The organism is Streptomyces sp. NPDC096105 (assembly GCF_044763335.1).
Lineage (GTDB): Bacteria > Actinomycetota > Actinomycetes > Streptomycetales > Streptomycetaceae > Streptomyces.
Genome location: NZ_JBIWGC010000004.1, coordinates 92,313 through 107,780, shown reverse-complemented (window position 1 = coordinate 107,780; position 15,468 = coordinate 92,313). Strand labels below are relative to the sequence as shown.

Sequence of the window (15,468 nt, the reverse complement as noted above, 5' to 3'; positions counted from 1 at the left end):
TCCTGTCAGGTACGGCGCCACGCCCCGACAATGGGCGGCATGCGTGCCGACCGGCTCCTCACCCTGCTCCTGCTGCTGCAGAACCGCGGCCGGATGACCGCGCCCGAACTCGCGGCCGAACTGGAGGTGTCGGTGCGCACCGTCTACCGGGACGTCGAGGCGCTCGGCGCCTCCGGGGTGCCGGTGCGCACCGAACGCGGACCGCACGGCGGCTTCCGGCTGGTGGAGGGGTACCGGACGCGGCTCACCGGGCTGACGGACGCGGAGGCCGGTTCGCTGGTCCTGGCGGGACTGCCGGGTCCGGCCGGGGAGTTGGGGCTCGGGGCCGTCCTGGCGAGCGCCCAGCTCAAGGTGGAGGCCGCCCTGCCGGACGGTCTGGCGGAGCAGGCGCGGCGGGTGCGCGAGCGGTTCCACCTGGACGCGCCGGCCTGGTTCCGGGACGCCGACCCGGTGCCGTACCTGGCGGTGGTCGCGCGGGCGGTGTGGGAGCGGCGGGTGCTGCGGACCCGCTACGCGCGCTGGCGTGGCGAGGTGCGGCGGGAGGTGCGGCCGCTGGGGCTCGTGCTGAAGGGCGGCATCTGGTACCTGATCGCCCTCGCGGACGACGCGGTGCGCACCTACCGCGTCTCGCGGTTCCAGGAGGTGGAGGAGACCGGCGAGGAGTTCGCCCGGCCCGCCGGGTTCGACCTGGCCGCGTACTGGACGGAGACCTCGCGGCGGCTGGAGGCGGCGCTGCGGCGGGGCACGGCACGGCTGCGGCTGTCCCCGCGCGGGCGGAAGCTGCTGCCGATGCAGTTCGGGGCGGCGGGCGCGCGGGCGCTGGCGGAGGCGGGAGCGCCGGACGCGGACGGCTGGGTGGAGGTGGAGCTGGCGGTGGAGTCGGAGGCGGTGGCCACCGGCGATCTGCTCCGCCTCGGCGTGGAGGCGGAGGTGCTCGGCCCTCCGGAACTGCGGCGGGCGGTCGCCGAGGCGGCGGCGGTTCTGGCGGAGCGGTACGCGCGGGATCGAGAGTTCTCGCGAAATTCACCGGCCGGAACCTGCTGACAAGCAGGTGAACGCCGGGTACCGTCCTGAGCCAGTTCACTCGTGTGGACCACACACCACAACGGAACACCCGTCGTGGCATCACCTTCCTACTCGGATCGTCCGGCACGTTCCTGCCGGTAGAAGGGGACCATTCACATGGCCACTGTCACGTTCGACAAGGCGACCCGGATCTACCCGGGTTCGACCAAGCCCGCCGTCGACGCCCTGGACATCGAGATCGCGGACGGCGAGTTCCTCGTTCTGGTCGGCCCGTCCGGTTGCGGCAAGTCCACCTCGCTCCGCATGCTCGCGGGCCTCGAGGACGTCAACGGCGGCGCCATCCGCATCGGCGACCGCGACGTCACGCACCTGCCGCCGAAGGACCGGGACATCGCCATGGTGTTCCAGAACTACGCGCTCTACCCGCACATGACGGTGGCCGACAACATGGGCTTCGCGCTCAAGATCGCCGGCGTCAACAAGGCGGAGATCCGCAAGAAGGTCGAGGAGGCCGCGAAGATCCTCGACCTCACCGAGTACCTGGACCGCAAGCCGAAGGCGCTCTCCGGCGGTCAGCGCCAGCGTGTGGCGATGGGCCGCGCCATCGTGCGTGAGCCGCAGGTGTTCCTCATGGACGAGCCGCTGTCCAACCTGGACGCCAAGCTCCGTGTGTCCACCCGTACGCAGATCGCGTCGCTGCAGCGCCGCCTGGGCATCACCACCGTCTACGTCACCCACGACCAGGTCGAGGCCCTCACCATGGGCGACCGCGTCGCGGTGCTCAAGGACGGTCTGCTCCAGCAGGTCGACACCCCGCGCAACATGTACGACAAGCCCGCGAACCTGTTCGTCGCCGGCTTCATCGGCTCCCCGGCCATGAACCTGATCGAGGTCCCGGTCACCGACGGCGGTGTGAAGTTCGGCAACTCGGTGGTGCCGGTGCAGCGTGACGCGCTCTCCGCGACCAGCGACAAGACCGTCACCGTGGGCGTCCGCCCCGAGCACTTCGACGTCGCCGGCGCCGACTCCGACCTGGGCGTGGCGGTCACCGTCAACGTCGTGGAGGAGCTGGGCTCCGACGCGTTCGTCTACGGCACCGCGCAGCTCGATGGCGAGGCGAAGGACCTCGTGGTCCGCGTCGGCGGCCGTGACGTCCCGGAGAAGGGCAGCACGCTCCACGTCGTGCCGCGCTCCGGTGAGACCCACGTGTTCTCCACCTCGACGGGTGCGCGCCTGTCCGACTGAACGAGTCGACGCCGAGGGGCCCCGCAGCGTGCTGCGGGGCCCCTCGGCGTTGTCGACAAATACCTCGGCAATCCCGGCAAATTGACCCAGCTCGTCAACACACGGCACGGAAGTCGTCGTTCCCCGTCCCCCGTAACGGTGACGGAATGTTTCACCGCGGCTACCGGACGCTACCCTCACACGCGTGACGCACTCCCTTCACCCTCAGACGCGACGCGGCCGGGGCCCCGCCCGCCGGATCGGCCGTTCCCTCGCCCTCGTCCTGCCCGTCGTCCTGGTGTTCTCCGGGACCCTCGCGGTCGCGCGGGTCAACTGGTCGGGGGCCCCGCAGAGTCCGGTGCTCACCGCCGCGGACACGTCCGCCGCCGGCGCCTCGTCGCGGGCCGCGTCCCGCGCGCCCCAGGACGTGCTGCGCGACCAACTGCTCATCGAACTGCAGAAGAAGGACCCGGGCGCCGCCCTGACCCAGCTTCAGCAGGCGGTCGACGACCGCCCCTCCCTGGCCAGGCACTGCGCCTCCATCGCCCGCTCCCTCGGCAAGGCCGCGGTCCGCGTCTACGGTCCCACCAAGGCCCAGTCCTACGCCCGCCCGGTCTGCGACACGTCCTTCGCGACAGGAGTGGTCGCCGCGAACGACTGACGCACCCGGGCAGGACGCGCGGCCCGGCCCGCCCCCGGGTCACCTGCCGCCCCGTCCCGCGACCCCGCCGGGCCGCCGCCCCACCCCGCACCGGCCGCCGACTCCCACCCCGCGGCCGGCCGCACCCCGCCCGCCCGGCCACGCGGGCGCGGCAGCGGCCCGACACGCGCGGAAGTCGCCCACGTCCGGGCGCCGTCACCGCACTCCCCCGCCGGACTGCTCCACCAGCGTCTTCGACGGCCCGGCCGCAGGCACCGAGCCCGCCGCCGCACCGGCGTGGCGGCGGGGCGGCGGGGCGTCCCACCCCAGCACGCACCGCACGTCCACGAGGGCGGGCTCCAGGGGGGCCCGCAGACAGTGCGGCCTTCCGTCCGCCGAGGCGCGGCGGCTCAACGCCCCGCCGGAGCTCCCCGGTACCTGGCCCGACGGCACCGCCCCGGCACCCGGTACCGCCCATGATCCGCGGCCCCCGGCCGCGTACAGTGCGGGCATGACCGATCCGCGTGCCGTGTCCCGCCCCACGCAAGCCGTTGTCCTGGCCGGCGGCCAGGGTTCCCGGCTCCGTCCGTACACCGACGACCGGCCCAAGCCGATGGTCGAGATCCCCGGCACGGGAACCCCGATCATCGGCCACCAGCTGACCTGGCTCGCCGAGGAGGGCGTCACCGACGTCGTCGTGTCCTGCGGCCACCTCGCCGAAGTGCTGCAGAAGTGGCTCGAGACCGCCGACCTGCCCGTCTCCGTCACCACCGTCGTCGAGACGGAACCCCTCGGCCGCGGTGGCGGACTGAAGTACGCCGCCGCCCGTCTGCCGCACCCGGACCGGGCCTGGTTCGCCACCAACGGCGACATCTGGACCCGCTTCTCGCTGCGCGACATGGCCGACTTCCACACCGAGCGGGACGCCGTCGCCACCGTCGCGCTGGCCCGCCCGCGCCTTCCGTGGGGCGCGGTCCGCACCGACGGGTTCGGCCTGATCACCGACTTCATCGAGGCCCCGCCGTCCACCTTCGAGATCAACGCGGGCGTCTACGTCTTCTCCCCCGAGTTCGCCGGTCTGCTCCCGGAGCGCGGGGACCACGAGCGCACCACGTTCCCCCACCTCGCGCGCGAGCGCCGGCTGGCCGGGTTCACGATCCCGCAGGGCTCCTACTGGCGCGCCATCGACACCGCCAAGGACCTCACCGAGGCCGCCAAGGAGCTTTCCTCGCAGAGCCGTTGAGCCGACGCGGCCACGAAGACGGGGTCCCGTACGCCACCGCGTACGGGACCCCGCTGTCGTACCGGCGGGCGTCCGCTACCCCAGCAGGCCGCCCACCAGGCCGGGCCGGTCCGAGGAGCCGCCGTCGTCACCGCCCGGGGCGTCGCCGCCGCTGCCGCCGGAGTTGTCACCGCCGCCCGAGGTCGGGCCCGCGGTGGTGCTCGGCGCCTCGCCCGCCGGCGTGGACTGCTGCGGCGGGGCCTGCCCGGTGGTGCCTTGGGTCTGGGTGGGCGCCCCGGTGGCGGCGCCCGCGCCCTGGGTGGCGCCGGGGGTGCCGCCGGTCCCGGCGGACGGGCTCGCCGAGCCGGAAGTGGCGTCCCGCGTGGGCGAGTCGGAGGCGGACGGCGTCCGCTTCTCCTCCGTGTCCTTCCGCTCACCGGAGTCCTCCGGCAGCGGCGAACCGGGCAGGTTGTTGCGCGGCGCCTCACCGGGGCCGGGCACGACCACCCGGTCCGCGTCCCGGACGGCACCGCCGAGCAGCGCGCCCACGAGCATGCTGGACCCGCACACCACGAACGTGACGAGCGCCCCGCGGCGCAGCACGTAGCGGCGCAGGTCCCAGATGTCCGCGCGCGGCCCGAGCCGCCGCCAGGCCCGGCCCGCGAGGCTGCCGTCGACGGAGTAGACGGGCGCGCCCGCGATGATCAGCGGCGACCAGGCGGCGAGGTAGATGATGTCGGGCGTCTCGTAGACGGGGACGCTCTTCCAGCTCACGGTGACCAGCAGCGCCGCCGACAGCATCGCCCCGATGCCGGCGGCCAGGCGCTGCCAGCAGCCGAGGACGGTGAGGACGCCGACGACGATCTGGGCGAAGGCGATGGCCAGGCCGGTGCCGACGGGGTGGGCGAGCGCGAACTGCCGCACCGGCTCGGCGACCTCCCACGGGTGCAGGCTGTGCAGCCACTTCACCATGGACCCGCGCGGCCCGCCGTCGAAGTACAGCGGGTCGCACAGCTTGCTCATCCCGGCGTAGACGGAGATCCCGCCGAGGAACACGCGCAGCGGCAGCAGCACGACGCCCAGGTTCATCCGGCGCCCGGGGTAGTACGCGTGCCGCGCCGGGTCGTCACCGTGCCGCCGGCCGTGCCGGCCGCCGCCCTCCGGCCGCTCCCCGGGCTCGAAGCCGGCCTCGTACTCCGGTCCGGCCTCGTCGAGGACCGCGTGGTCGTCCTCGTCGTAGGCGCTGCCGACCGTGCGCATCGGAGGCAGCAGCGGCCCGCCGGGGTGGCTGCGCCGGGCGCCGACGAACGGGCTCTCCAGCGGCTGGGTGTCGTCGTCGTGGCCGCCGTACCCGCCCGGCTGCGGGATGAGCCGGGTGTTCCCGGAGTCGGTGAGCGGCTCGTCGGCGTGGCGCAGCCCTCCGTGCCGTACGGCCTGGAGGAGACGGTGGGCGCCGGTGTCGTCGGGGGCGGACCTGCCGCTCCACACGACGGGACGGCGGCGCGGCGCGGCCGGTCCCGCGCCCACGGTGGTGACGACGGGGATCCGCGCGGTGTCCTCGGCGGCGCTCGGGTGCCGTGCGATCCGCGGCGACCGGACGCGCCACGCCGAGCCGCCCAGCTGCACGCGGAAGCTGGCGTGGTTGACGATGACCTGCGCCGGATCGCTCGGCACCTTCACCATGCTCAGCGCGGGAGCGTCGTCGAGTCCCGACGAGCGGGCCCCCGTGGGTGTGCGGGGTGGTGTTCTGGTGTCCACACTCATCTAACCGAGTGACAAGGCGTTAGGACACTGCCTTGACCGGCCAGATGTGTCCGGACCGCGTCAAGCCGGTCCGGACCGTCCGGAACCCTCCAAGCGGGTGACGAAGTCGCACACCCGTTCAGCTGCGGCGGCGTGCCGCCTCGTACAGCACGATGCCCGCCGCCACACCGGCGTTGAGCGACTCGGCGCCGCCCGGCATCGGGATCCGCACCCGCACGTCACAGGTCTCGCCGACCAGCCGGGACAGCCCCTTGCCCTCGCTGCCGACGACGATGACGACCGGCCCGTCCAGCGCCTCCAGGTCGCCCAGCTCGGCCTCCCCGTCGGCGGCCAGACCGACGACGACGACGCCCGCCTTCTTGTACGCCTCCAGCGCCCGCGTCAGGTTGGTGGCGCGGGCGACCGGCGTCCGCGCGGCCGTGCCCGCGGACGTCTTCCAGGCGCCGGCGGTCATCCCGGCCGCCCGCCGCTCGGGCACGACCACGCCGTGGCCGCCGAAGGCGGAGACGGAGCGGACGACCGCACCGAGGTTGCGCGGGTCGGTGACCCCGTCGAGGGCGACGATCAGCGGGTCCTGCCCCTCGTCGTGCGCGGCGGCGACCAGGTCCTCCGGGTGCGCGTACTCGTACGGCGGGACCTGGAGGACCAGGCCCTGGTGGTTGAGGCCGTTGGTCATGCGGTCCAGCTCGGGGCGGGGCGCCTCCATGAGGTTGATGCCGCCGCGCTCGGCCGCGAGCTGCAGCGCCTCACGCACCCGCTCGTCGTTGTCGATGAACTGCTGGACGTACAGCGTGGAGGCGGGGACGCCCTCGCGCAGCGCCTCGACCACCGGGTTGCGGCCGACGACCAGCTCGGAGGCGGAGCGGCCGCCGCGCCGCTGCGTGGTGCGGCCCTGGGCGCGGCGTGTCTTCGCCTGGGCGGCACGCTGCTTGGCGTGCCCCTTGCGCATCTCGGCGGGCGGGGTCGGGCCCTTGCCTTCCAGGCCCCGGCGCCGCTGGCCGCCGCTGCCGACCTGCGCGCCCTTCTTGCCGGACATGCGGCGGTTGTTCGCGGCCATGAGGTATCCGTCTCCGTGAAGTCGTGGGGGTGCGCCCACGTCGGTGGGTGCGCCCGTGTTCGTAGGTGTGCCTGTGCAGTGTGCCGCCCGGCGGCCCGGACGGCACACTCGATCTTGCGCGCGGCCGGAGCCGGGAGGCCCCGGGCCGGGTCCGCGGCCGGTCGGCGGCCGGGTCCGCGGCGGGTCCTCAGCGGGGGCCGAGGCTCCAGCGCGGGCCCTGCGGGCCGTCCTCGATGACCAGCCCGGACTGGTTGAGCTGGTCGCGGATGGCGTCCGCGGTGGGCCAGTCCTTGCGGGCCCGGGCGGCCTCGCGCTGGTCGAGGACCATGCGGACCAGGGTGTCGACGACGCCGTGCAGGTCGTCCCCGCGGTCGCCGTCACCGGCCCAGTGCGGGTCCAGCGGGTCGAGGCCGAGCACGCCGAGCATGGCGCGGACCTCGGCGAGGCGGGCGACCGCCTCCTCCTTGTCGTCGGCGGCCAGCGCGCTGTTGCCCTGCCGGACGGCGGTGTGCACGACGGCGAGCGCCTGCGGGACGCCGAGGTCGTCGTCCATCGCCTCGGCGAACGCGGGCGGCACCTCGGCGGCGGGCTCGACGACATCGCCGGCCTTCTCCACCACGCGCTGCACGAAGCCCTCGATCCGCGCGAACGCGGACTCGGCCTCACGCAGCGCCTCCTCGCTGTACTCGATCATCGACCGGTAGTGCGGGGTGCCCAGGTAGTAGCGGAGCACGATGGGCCGCCAGCGCTTGACCATCTCACTGACCAGCACCGAGTTGCCGAGCGACTTCGACATCTTCTCGCCGCTCATGGTGACCCAGGCGTTGTGCACCCAGTACCGGGCGAACTCGTCGCCGAAGGCCTTGGCCTGCGCGATCTCGTTCTCGTGGTGCGGGAAGACCAGGTCGAGGCCGCCGCCGTGGATGTCGAAGGCGGTGCCGAGGTACTTGTGCGCCATCGCCGAGCACTCCAGGTGCCAGCCCGGGCGCCCGCGGCCCCACGGCGTCTCCCAGCTCGGCTCGCCCGGCTTGGCCGCCTTCCACATCGCGAAGTCGCGCGGGTCCCGCTTGCCGGTCTCGCCCTCGCCCGACGGCTGGAGCAGGTTGTCCAGCTCCTGGTTGGACAGCCGCAGGTAGTCCGGGAACGAGGTGACGGCGAAGTACACGTTGCCGTCGGCCTCGTAGGCGTGCCCGCGCTCGATCAGGCCGCGCATCATCTCGACCATCTCGGTGATGTGGCCGGTGGCGCGCGGCTCGTAGGTCGGGGGCAGGCAGCCCAGCGCGCGGTAGCCGTCGCTGAAGGCGCGCTCGTTGTCGTAGCCGATGGCCCACCAGGGGCGGCCCTGCTCGGCGGACTTGGCGATGATCTTGTCGTCGATGTCCGTGACGTTCCGTACGAACGTCACGTCCAGGCCGCGGTACTCGAACCAGCGGCGCATGATGTCGAAGTTCAGCCCCGAGCGGATGTGCCCGATGTGGGGTGCCGCCTGCACGGTGGCACCGCACAGGTAGATCGAGACACAACCCGGCCGGAGCGGGGTGAAGTCACGGATCTGCCGGGCGCTGGTGTCGTACAGGCGAATAGTCACGGGTCCCAGGGTAGTGGGCGCGAGGGTGTGCGGTGCGCCTCCGGCGGTTTCGACGGCGCATGTCACGTGCGGGCCGGCGGGGGCTCGGCGCGCGGTTCCCCGCGCCCCTCAGGGGCGGACGCTCACCCCTCTCGTACGACCAGCGCCGTCGCCACTGCCATCAGGCCCTCGTCCCGGCCCGGGAAGCCCAGGCCGTCGGTCGTGGCGCCGGAGACCGAGACCGGGGCGCCCGCCGCCTCGGAGAGGATCTTCTGGGCCTCCTCCCGGCGCTTGCCGATCTTCGGGCGGGGGCCGACGACCTGGACGGCGATGTTGCCGATGCGGAAGCCCGCCTCCCGGACGATGCGCGCGGCCTCGGTGAGCAGGGTGACGCCGGAGGCGCCGGACCACTCCGGGCGGCCGGTCCCGAAGTGCCGGCCGAGGTCGCCGAGGCCGGCGGCGGAGAACAGGGCGTTGCAGGCGGCGTGCGCGACGACGTCCGCGTCGGAGTGCCCGGCGAGCCCGGGGCCCTCCCCCTCCCACTTGAGTCCGGCGCACCACAGGTCGCGGCCGTCCTCGAAGGCGTGGATGTCGGTGCCGATGCCGACCTGCGGCAGCGGGTACGCCTCAGAAGCCATCGTTGAGCCTCCTGCGCGCCAGGACCGCCTCGGCGAGGACCAGATCGAGGGGGCGGGTGACCTTGAAGGCCTCCTCGTGCCCGGGGACGGTGACCACGGTCAGGCCCAGCCGCTCGACCATGCTCGCGTCGTCGGTGACGTCGTCGGTCACGGTCTCGTGGGCACGGACCAGGGTGGCCCGGTCGAAGCCCTGCGGGGTCTGCACCGCCCGCAGCACGGACCGGTCGGGGGTGGCGACCACGGGCTCCGGCCCGCCGGGGGCGGCGGCCGGCTCGACCTGCTTGACGGTGTCGGCGAGCGGCAGTGCCGGCACCACGGCGGGGGCGCCGTCGCGTACGGCCTCGACGACCGCGTCGACGGTGTCCACCGGGACCAGCGGGCGGGCCGCGTCGTGCACCAGGACGATGTCGTAGCCCGGGGGCAGCGCGTCCAGGCCGAGCTTCACGGATTCCTGGCGGCTCTCGCCGCCGGGGACGACGAGGACGTCGGTGCTCCCCCGGCTGCCGCTGGGGGGACCCCCGTGCAGCGCGTGGGTGTCGAGCAGCGACCTGACCTCGCCGGCGCCGTCGGGCGGCGCGACGACGACGACCAGGGAGACGGCGCGGGAATCGGCCATGGCGCGCACCGCGTGGACGAGCATGGGCGTGCCGCCGAGCGCGCGGAGCGCCTTGGGGGCGCCGGGGCCGAGCCGCACACCCCGGCCCGCGGCCGGGATGACGGCCGCCGTCCGGACCGTCGGACGGCCGGGAGCGGGGGTCGGCGGGGGCGGGAGCGGATCGTCAGACATCGGTTCCTGTCAGGTTTGTGGGCTCGGCCCACGTGGGTATGGCCTGGGCGTGCCTCCGCTCCTGGAGCGGGGGAAGTGCCGGGCGTTCCGCCTCGACCAGCCCCTTCCGTGACTCTGGTCGAGCCGATCGCCCGGGCCCGGCGCGCCAGGGGCGGGGACGTGAGTGAGGACACATTCTGTGTCTCGGCGTATCGGCGTTTCTGCGTGTCGGCGCACGCGCAGCCTACGCAGGGTGTCCGGGTGCGAACATGCCGCAGCGCCCGGCGACGTCCTGGACGTCATCGGGCACCGCGGCATTTCGATGCGCTGAGCGCTCTGAGTGCTGCTCCGACGGCCGGCGTGGCGGCACGCGACGGGCGGAGCCACGACTCGGGGAACTCAGGAGGCGAGAACCTCGTCGAGCAGGGCCTCGGCCTTGTCCTCGTTGGTGTTCTCGGCGAGGGCGAGCTCGCTGACCAGGATCTGACGTGCCTTCGCGAGCATGCGCTTCTCACCGGCGGAGAGCCCGCGCTCCCGCTCCCGGCGCCACAGGTCACGCACGACTTCCGCGACCTTGATGACATCGCCCGAGGCGAGCTTCTCGAGATTTGCCTTGTACCGGCGGGACCAGTTCGTGGGCTCCTCGGCGTACGGCGCGCGCAGCACCTCGAAGACCCGGTCCAGCCCGTCCTGACCGACCACATCACGCACGCCGACGAACTCCGCATTGTCCGCTGGCACACGTACCGTCAGGTCACCCTGGGCGACCTTCAGCACCAAGTAGGTCTTGTCCACGCCTTTGATCTGGCGAGTTTCGATTGCCTCGATCAGCGCGGCCCCATGATGGGGATAGACCACGGTGTCGCCAACCTTGAACGTCATGTGACAGGTACCCCTTCCGTGGCTATCCAGGGTAACACGGATACGGCGTCTTCTGAATGGCGTTTTCGCAGGTCAGGGCCATTCTCGGGGCTTGACAACAGCAACAGGAACGTGCTTCGGGCGCCCGGCGGAAGCGGGTATTCGCAGGTCGGAGCGGTTCTCCGGGACGGGCGAAACGCGCACGTCACACCCTCCCGAAGCCTCCCACGAGGAGCCGAAGAGCCCCATATGTCCGGTTCCAGAAGTGCGACTTCCGCTACTCCGTTCGGTGAACCGAACCGCTTCCGGCCGAATCCGGAATTGATCACACGGTGTGAGGATCACCGGCCGGTGATCAATTACCGGGATCCCCTCATTCCTTCACCGAAATGCGCGCCCGCGCGAATGAAGGGGCGGTGCGGACAGGAGTGGCGGATGTTTACCAGGGAGTCACGTGTGGTCTCCCGTGGCTGCCGTGACCGGTGAGGTGAGAGGGCGCGCGAGGGGCCGGGCGTCCGGGAGGACCGGCGGGCCGGTCACCGGGTGATCGGGTGACATCCCCGGCACGGGCACGCCCCACGGGCCCGGCCCGGGTAGGCGTGGGGAGGGCCGGGTGCAGCCGTCTGCGGGCGGCTCGGTAATCTGAGGCCGCTGACAGACACTTAGGGCGGCTTTACCCGGTCGCCACCGCACGCTCGAGTCAAGGAGTTGCCGCCGCCGTGAGCAGCAGCCTTCGACGCGGCGCCCTCGCCGCCGCCGCCCTCGCTTTCTCGATCACCACGCTCTCCGCGTGCGGGGCCGGCAACAACGCCCAGTCCCTGCAGATCCAGCCGGACAACGCGTCCACGACGGTCGGCGACATCCAGGTGGAGAACGCCGTCGTCATCACCCAGCCCGACCTGGAGTCGACCGGCCCCGCCTCCATCGCCGCCACCCTCTTCAACTCGGGCGACAAGGACCAGACCCTGGAGTCGATCACCGTCCCCGGCACCGGCAAGACCGCCGAGCTCAGCCCCGCCGAGGGCGGCGACCTCGTCGTCCCGGCCGGCGGCAGCCTGATCCTCGGCGGCGAGGGCAACGCCTCCGCCATCCTGCCCAGCAGCCGCGAGGCCGTCCAGGACGGCAACGCCCAGAAGATCACCTTCACCCTCAGCGAGACCGGCGAGGTGAGCCTGCGGGCCCGCGTCCACCCGGCCGAGAACTTCTTCGAGAGCTGGGGCCCGAGCGGGGCCCCGGCCGCGGGCGCCTCCCCGTCGCCGTCGGCGGACGCCTCCGGCACGCCGGCCGACGAGGCCACGGGCGAGGGCGCGTCGGGCGAGGAGACCTCCGGCAGCGCGTCCGAGTCGGGCGCCCCCTCGGGCACCCCGTCCGACGCGGCCTCCGCGAGCCTGGACGCGGCCGACCACTGACCGGCCGTACACGCACCGCACGCCGAAGGGCGGGACCCCGGTGGGGTCCCGCCCTTCACGTCGATGAGGCCGCGGCCTACGGCTCGAACTTGTAGCCGAGCCCGCGCACGGTCACGAGGTAGCGGGGCGCCCCCGGGTCCGGCTCGATCTTGGCGCGCAGGCGCTTGACGTGGACGTCGAGGGTCTTGGTGTCGCCCACGTAGTCCGCGCCCCACACCCGGTCGATGAGCTGCATCCGGGTCAGCACCCGGCCGGCGTTGCGCAGCAGCATCTCCAGCAGGTCGAACTCCTTCAGCGGCAGGTCGACCTTGGTGCCGCCGACGGTCACCACGTGCCGGTCGACGTCCATCCGCACCGGGCCGGCCTCCAGGGCCGCCGGGACGGTCTCCTCGGGCTCGCCGCGCCGGCGCAGCACCGCGCGGATCCGGGCCACCAGCTCACGCGAGGAGAACGGCTTGGTGACGTAGTCGTCGGCGCCTATCTCCAGGCCGACCACCTTGTCGATCTCGCTGTCCTTGGCGGTCACCATGATCACGGGGACGTTGGAGCGGCCGCGCAGCTGACGGCACACCTCGGTGCCCGGCAGCCCGGGCAGCATCAGGTCGAGGAGGACGAGGTCGGCGCCGTTGCGCTCGAACTCGTCGAGTCCGTCGGGCCCGGTGGTCGCCACGGCGACCTCGAAGCCCTCTTTGCGGAGCATGTACGACAGGGCGTCGGAGAAGGACTCCTCGTCCTCGACGACGAGCACTCGGGTCACGGAAGGACCTCCGGGGAGGGAAGCGTTTCGTACGCGGATGGATCGGACGCGTGGGGGGTGGGGTGGGGCGTCCCTCCGGCCTCGCTGTCGAGGCCTTCGGGGTCGTCCCGCTCGGAGGGCCGGCGGCCGCCGCGGGCCGCTCGGGCCTCGGGCAGCCGCAGGGTGAAGGTGGAGCCCTGGCCCTCGGCGCTCCACACCGTGACCTCCCCGCCGTGCGAGGCGGCCACGTGCTTCACGATCGCGAGGCCCAGCCCCGTGCCGCCGGTGGCACGGGAGCGGGCGGGGTCGACGCGGTAGAAGCGCTCGAAGATGCGCTCCTTGTCCTTGTCGGAGATGCCGATGCCCTGGTCGGTCACGGCGATCTCGATCAGGTCCCCGCCGGGCTGCGCGACCGAACGGACCGCGATGCCCACGCGGGTGCGGGCGGGTGAGTAGTTGACCGCGTTCTCGACGAGGTTGCCGAGTGCGGCGGCGAGCTGTCCCCGGTTGCCCCAGACCCGCAGGTCGGCGGCGCCCGCGGCGGCCATGGTGATGTCCTTGGTGCCCGCCGCGTGCCGGCAGCGGTCGACGGCCTCGGCGACCAGTTCCTCGACCGGGACCGGCTCGGCGTCCTCCAGCGGGTCGTCGTTCTGCACCCGGGACAGGTCGATCAGCTCCTGCACCAGGCTGGTCAGCCGGGTCGCCTCGATCTGCATGCGCCCGGCGAACCGCTGCACGGCCTCGGGGTCGTCGGAGGCGTCCATCACGGCCTCGGACAGCAGGGACAGCGCGCCGACGGGGGTCTTCAGCTCATGGCTGACGTTGGCGACGAAGTCGCGCCGTACGGCCTCGATGCGGCGGGCCTCGGTGAGGTCCTCCACCAGCAGCAGCACCAGCCGGGAGCCGAGCGGCGCCACCCGCGCGGACACGGCGAGGGCATCGCCGCGTCCGGTCCCCCGGCGGGGCAGGTCCAGCTCCACCTGGCGTATCTCCCCGTCCCGCCGGGTGTCGCGGGCCATCTTCAGCATCGGCTCCACGGCGAGCTTGCCGCCGCGGACCAGGCCGAGGGCGTACGCGGCCGAGCTGGCCTTCACCACGCCGTCGTTCTCGTCGAGGACCACGGCGGACGAGCGCAGCACGGACAGCACCGTGTCGACGCCGGGCGGGAGCACCGGATCGGTGTGCAGCGAGGTGCGCGTGGGGCGCCGCTGTTCACGTTCGCTGACGCGGAACGCCAGCATGGCGATGACACCGGTGAGCAGTCCGGCGATCGCTGCCAGTGCGGCGACCGCCGCGTTCACGTCCATGCGTCCAGGTTAGGCATGGGGCGAGCACTGCCCACAGCGGTCGGCGGGCGACCTCGGACACTCGTCGCCCAGAGTTCACCTACAGGCCAAGGCCGGTTCACGCGAGGTGACGGAACCGGACGCGTGGCGGGCGGAACGTGGGAGCGTGAGGGGGACCCGGACCCCGGACCCCGGACGCCGGAGCCCGGGCAGCCCGGACCGGGACAGCCCGGACAGAGACGCACGAGAGGAATTGCGATGCGGGACGCGTACCACGAGGAACTGGATTCGATCGGCGACGGTCTGGTGGAGATGGCCCGGCTGGTCGGATCGGCGATCGGACGCGCCACGACCGCCATCCTCGACGCCGATCTGAAGCTCGCGGAGAGCGTGATCGAGGCCGACCAGAAGGTCGACGAGCTGCAGCACGACCTGGAGGCGCGGGCCATCGCCCTGCTGGCCCGGCAGCAGCCGGTGGCGACCGACCTGCGGATCGTCGTCACCTCGCTGCGGATGTCCGCGGACCTGGAGCGGTCCGGCGACCTGGCCCAGCACGTGGCGAAGCTGGCCCGGCTGCGGTACCCGGAGCGGGGGGTGCCGCGGGACCTGCACGCCACCATCCTGGAGATGGGCCAGCTCGCCCAGCGCCTGATGGCGAAGGCGGCCGAGGTGATCATCACCAAGGACGTCGACCTGGCGCTCCAGCTGGAGCAGGACGACGACGCGATGGACCTGCTGCACCGCACCCTCTTCCAGCACCTGATGGACGACCGCTGGAAGCACGGCATCGAGACGGCGGTCGACGTCACCCTGCTGGGCCGCTACTACGAGCGGTTCGCGGACCACGCGGTGTCGGTCGCCAAGCGGGTGGTGTACCTGGTCACCGGCGAGCACGCGGACGAGATCCAGGCGGAGCTGCAGCCGGGGATAGCACCGGCGCAGGGGGCGGAGGGGAGCTGAGGTCCGCGCGGTCCTCGCGGGCGTGCGGGCGGCGGACGGAGGCGCGGGTGAGCTTCCGCCGCCCCCGATGCGCCGTTGATGCGCCCGGCCGGCCGGGCGTGCAATGGGGAGCAGGTGTGCGCAGGCCCCAGCCCGAGGAGGGACCCATGGCCGAATCCCCCGGCACGACGCCCGACCCCACGCAGGAGCGCGAGACCGAGCAGCCCGCCGAGGTCAGGCGCCTCACCCTGATCGCCGCCTGCGGCTGCGGTTCGGGCTGCGGCTGCGGGTGCCAGTCGGGCAGCCCGTGCCAGTGCGGCTGACGTGACGGAC

Annotated in this window: 16 protein-coding genes; 7 read left to right on the top strand and 9 right to left on the bottom strand. The window is 73.2% G+C overall.

What is annotated here, in order from left to right:
- The first annotated feature begins 39 nt into the window (after window positions 1-39).
- The 3 genes from ACIQ8B_RS08335 to ACIQ8B_RS08325 all read left to right on the top strand — a co-directional run bounded on the left by ACIQ8B_RS08335 (window position 40) and on the right by ACIQ8B_RS08325 (window position 2,911).
- Complete coding sequence (locus ACIQ8B_RS08335) at window positions 40-1,044, top strand: helix-turn-helix transcriptional regulator (protein WP_403546197.1); 1,005 nt, start codon at window positions 40-42, stop codon at window positions 1,042-1,044.
- A gap of 138 nt (window positions 1,045-1,182) precedes the next feature.
- Window positions 1,183-2,271, top strand: a complete 1,089-nt coding sequence (locus ACIQ8B_RS08330) for an ABC transporter ATP-binding protein (protein WP_403546195.1) — start codon at window positions 1,183-1,185, stop codon at window positions 2,269-2,271.
- Window positions 2,272-2,455: 184 nt separating this feature from the next.
- Window positions 2,456-2,911, top strand: coding sequence for a hypothetical protein (locus ACIQ8B_RS08325; protein WP_403546193.1), 456 nt, complete (start codon window positions 2,456-2,458; stop codon window positions 2,909-2,911).
- A gap of 195 nt (window positions 2,912-3,106) precedes the next feature.
- Here ACIQ8B_RS08325 and ACIQ8B_RS08320 read toward each other — a convergent pair whose 3' ends face one another.
- Window positions 3,107-3,304 (bottom strand): hypothetical protein, encoded by a 198-nt coding sequence (locus ACIQ8B_RS08320; RefSeq protein ID WP_403546191.1) that lies wholly within the window; start codon window positions 3,302-3,304, stop codon window positions 3,107-3,109.
- 97 nt (window positions 3,305-3,401) lie between these two features.
- Here ACIQ8B_RS08320 and ACIQ8B_RS08315 point away from each other — a divergent pair, with 97 nt between their 5' ends.
- Window positions 3,402-4,133, top strand: coding sequence for a nucleotidyltransferase family protein (locus ACIQ8B_RS08315; protein ID WP_290001607.1), 732 nt, complete (start codon window positions 3,402-3,404; stop codon window positions 4,131-4,133).
- A 75-nt stretch (window positions 4,134-4,208) separates the two neighbouring features.
- Here ACIQ8B_RS08315 and ACIQ8B_RS08310 read toward each other — a convergent pair whose 3' ends face one another.
- The 6 genes from ACIQ8B_RS08310 to ACIQ8B_RS08285 form a co-directional block, all read right to left on the bottom strand.
- On the bottom strand, window positions 4,209-5,876 hold the full coding sequence (locus tag ACIQ8B_RS08310; protein ID WP_403546189.1) for a DoxX family membrane protein: 1,668 nt from the start codon (window positions 5,874-5,876) through the stop codon (window positions 4,209-4,211).
- 118 nt (window positions 5,877-5,994) lie between these two features.
- The gene (rlmB, locus tag ACIQ8B_RS08305; protein ID WP_403546187.1) at window positions 5,995-6,933 is read right to left on the bottom strand and encodes a 23S rRNA (guanosine(2251)-2'-O)-methyltransferase RlmB; all 939 of its coding nucleotides are present in this window, start codon (window positions 6,931-6,933) and stop codon (window positions 5,995-5,997) included.
- 187 nt (window positions 6,934-7,120) lie between these two features.
- Window positions 7,121-8,521, bottom strand: coding sequence for a cysteine--tRNA ligase (cysS, locus tag ACIQ8B_RS08300; protein ID WP_290001615.1), 1,401 nt, complete (start codon window positions 8,519-8,521; stop codon window positions 7,121-7,123).
- Between the two features lie 122 nt (window positions 8,522-8,643).
- Window positions 8,644-9,138 carry a 2-C-methyl-D-erythritol 2,4-cyclodiphosphate synthase gene (gene ispF / locus ACIQ8B_RS08295; protein WP_106413628.1) on the bottom strand — a complete coding sequence of 165 codons (495 nt, stop codon included), beginning with the start codon at window positions 9,136-9,138 and terminating at the stop codon, window positions 8,644-8,646.
- A complete protein-coding gene (gene ispD / locus ACIQ8B_RS08290; protein WP_403546184.1) occupies window positions 9,128-9,925 on the bottom strand; it encodes a 2-C-methyl-D-erythritol 4-phosphate cytidylyltransferase in 798 nt (265 codons plus the stop codon). Before ispD ends, ispF begins: the two co-directional genes overlap by 11 nt.
- Before the next feature lie 378 nt (window positions 9,926-10,303).
- Entirely contained in the window at window positions 10,304-10,786 is a 483-nt protein-coding gene (locus ACIQ8B_RS08285) for a CarD family transcriptional regulator (RefSeq protein ID WP_003953493.1), read from the bottom strand.
- 698 nt (window positions 10,787-11,484) lie between these two features.
- Here ACIQ8B_RS08285 and ACIQ8B_RS08280 point away from each other — a divergent pair.
- Window positions 11,485-12,174, top strand: coding sequence for a DUF461 domain-containing protein (locus ACIQ8B_RS08280; RefSeq protein ID WP_290001623.1), 690 nt, complete (start codon window positions 11,485-11,487; stop codon window positions 12,172-12,174).
- Between the two features lie 76 nt (window positions 12,175-12,250).
- Here ACIQ8B_RS08280 and ACIQ8B_RS08275 read toward each other — a convergent pair whose 3' ends face one another.
- Entirely contained in the window at window positions 12,251-12,931 is a 681-nt protein-coding gene (locus tag ACIQ8B_RS08275; protein ID WP_106413625.1) for a response regulator transcription factor, read from the bottom strand.
- The gene (locus ACIQ8B_RS08270; protein ID WP_403546182.1) at window positions 12,928-14,217 is read right to left on the bottom strand and encodes a sensor histidine kinase; all 1,290 of its coding nucleotides are present in this window, start codon (window positions 14,215-14,217) and stop codon (window positions 12,928-12,930) included. Before ACIQ8B_RS08270 ends, ACIQ8B_RS08275 begins: the two co-directional genes overlap by 4 nt.
- 237 nt (window positions 14,218-14,454) lie before the next feature.
- Between ACIQ8B_RS08270 and phoU the strand changes: the two genes are divergently transcribed.
- Both phoU and ACIQ8B_RS08260 read left to right on the top strand, forming a co-directional pair.
- Window positions 14,455-15,156, top strand: coding sequence for a phosphate signaling complex protein PhoU (phoU, locus tag ACIQ8B_RS08265; protein WP_290001626.1), 702 nt, complete (start codon window positions 14,455-14,457; stop codon window positions 15,154-15,156).
- Window positions 15,157-15,302: 146 nt separating this feature from the next.
- Window positions 15,303-15,458 (top strand): hypothetical protein, encoded by a 156-nt coding sequence (locus tag ACIQ8B_RS08260; RefSeq protein WP_198602524.1) that lies wholly within the window; start codon window positions 15,303-15,305, stop codon window positions 15,456-15,458.
- The last annotated feature ends 10 nt before the right edge of the window (window positions 15,459-15,468 follow it).

Bases quoted from the DNA above. Each gene is read 5' to 3' on its own strand.
- ACIQ8B_RS08335 (WP_403546197.1), top strand. From the start codon at position 40: ATGCGTGCCGACCGGCTCCTCACCCTGCTCCTGCTGCTGCAGAACCGC.
- ACIQ8B_RS08330 (WP_403546195.1), top strand. From the start codon at position 1,183: ATGGCCACTGTCACGTTCGACAAGGCGACCCGGATCTACCCGGGTTCG.
- ACIQ8B_RS08315 (WP_290001607.1), top strand. From the start codon at position 3,402: ATGACCGATCCGCGTGCCGTGTCCCGCCCCACGCAAGCCGTTGTCCTG.
- ACIQ8B_RS08310 (WP_403546189.1), bottom strand. From the start codon at position 5,876: ATGAGTGTGGACACCAGAACACCACCCCGCACACCCACGGGGGCCCGC.
- rlmB (WP_403546187.1), bottom strand. From the start codon at position 6,933: ATGGCCGCGAACAACCGCCGCATGTCCGGCAAGAAGGGCGCGCAGGTC.
- ispF (WP_106413628.1), bottom strand. From the start codon at position 9,138: ATGGCTTCTGAGGCGTACCCGCTGCCGCAGGTCGGCATCGGCACCGAC.
- ispD (WP_403546184.1), bottom strand. From the start codon at position 9,925: ATGTCTGACGATCCGCTCCCGCCCCCGCCGACCCCCGCTCCCGGCCGT.
- ACIQ8B_RS08285 (WP_003953493.1), bottom strand. From the start codon at position 10,786: ATGACGTTCAAGGTTGGCGACACCGTGGTCTATCCCCATCATGGGGCC.
- ACIQ8B_RS08270 (WP_403546182.1), bottom strand. From the start codon at position 14,217: ATGGACGTGAACGCGGCGGTCGCCGCACTGGCAGCGATCGCCGGACTG.
- phoU (WP_290001626.1), top strand. From the start codon at position 14,455: ATGCGGGACGCGTACCACGAGGAACTGGATTCGATCGGCGACGGTCTG.
- ACIQ8B_RS08260 (WP_198602524.1), top strand. From the start codon at position 15,303: ATGGCCGAATCCCCCGGCACGACGCCCGACCCCACGCAGGAGCGCGAG.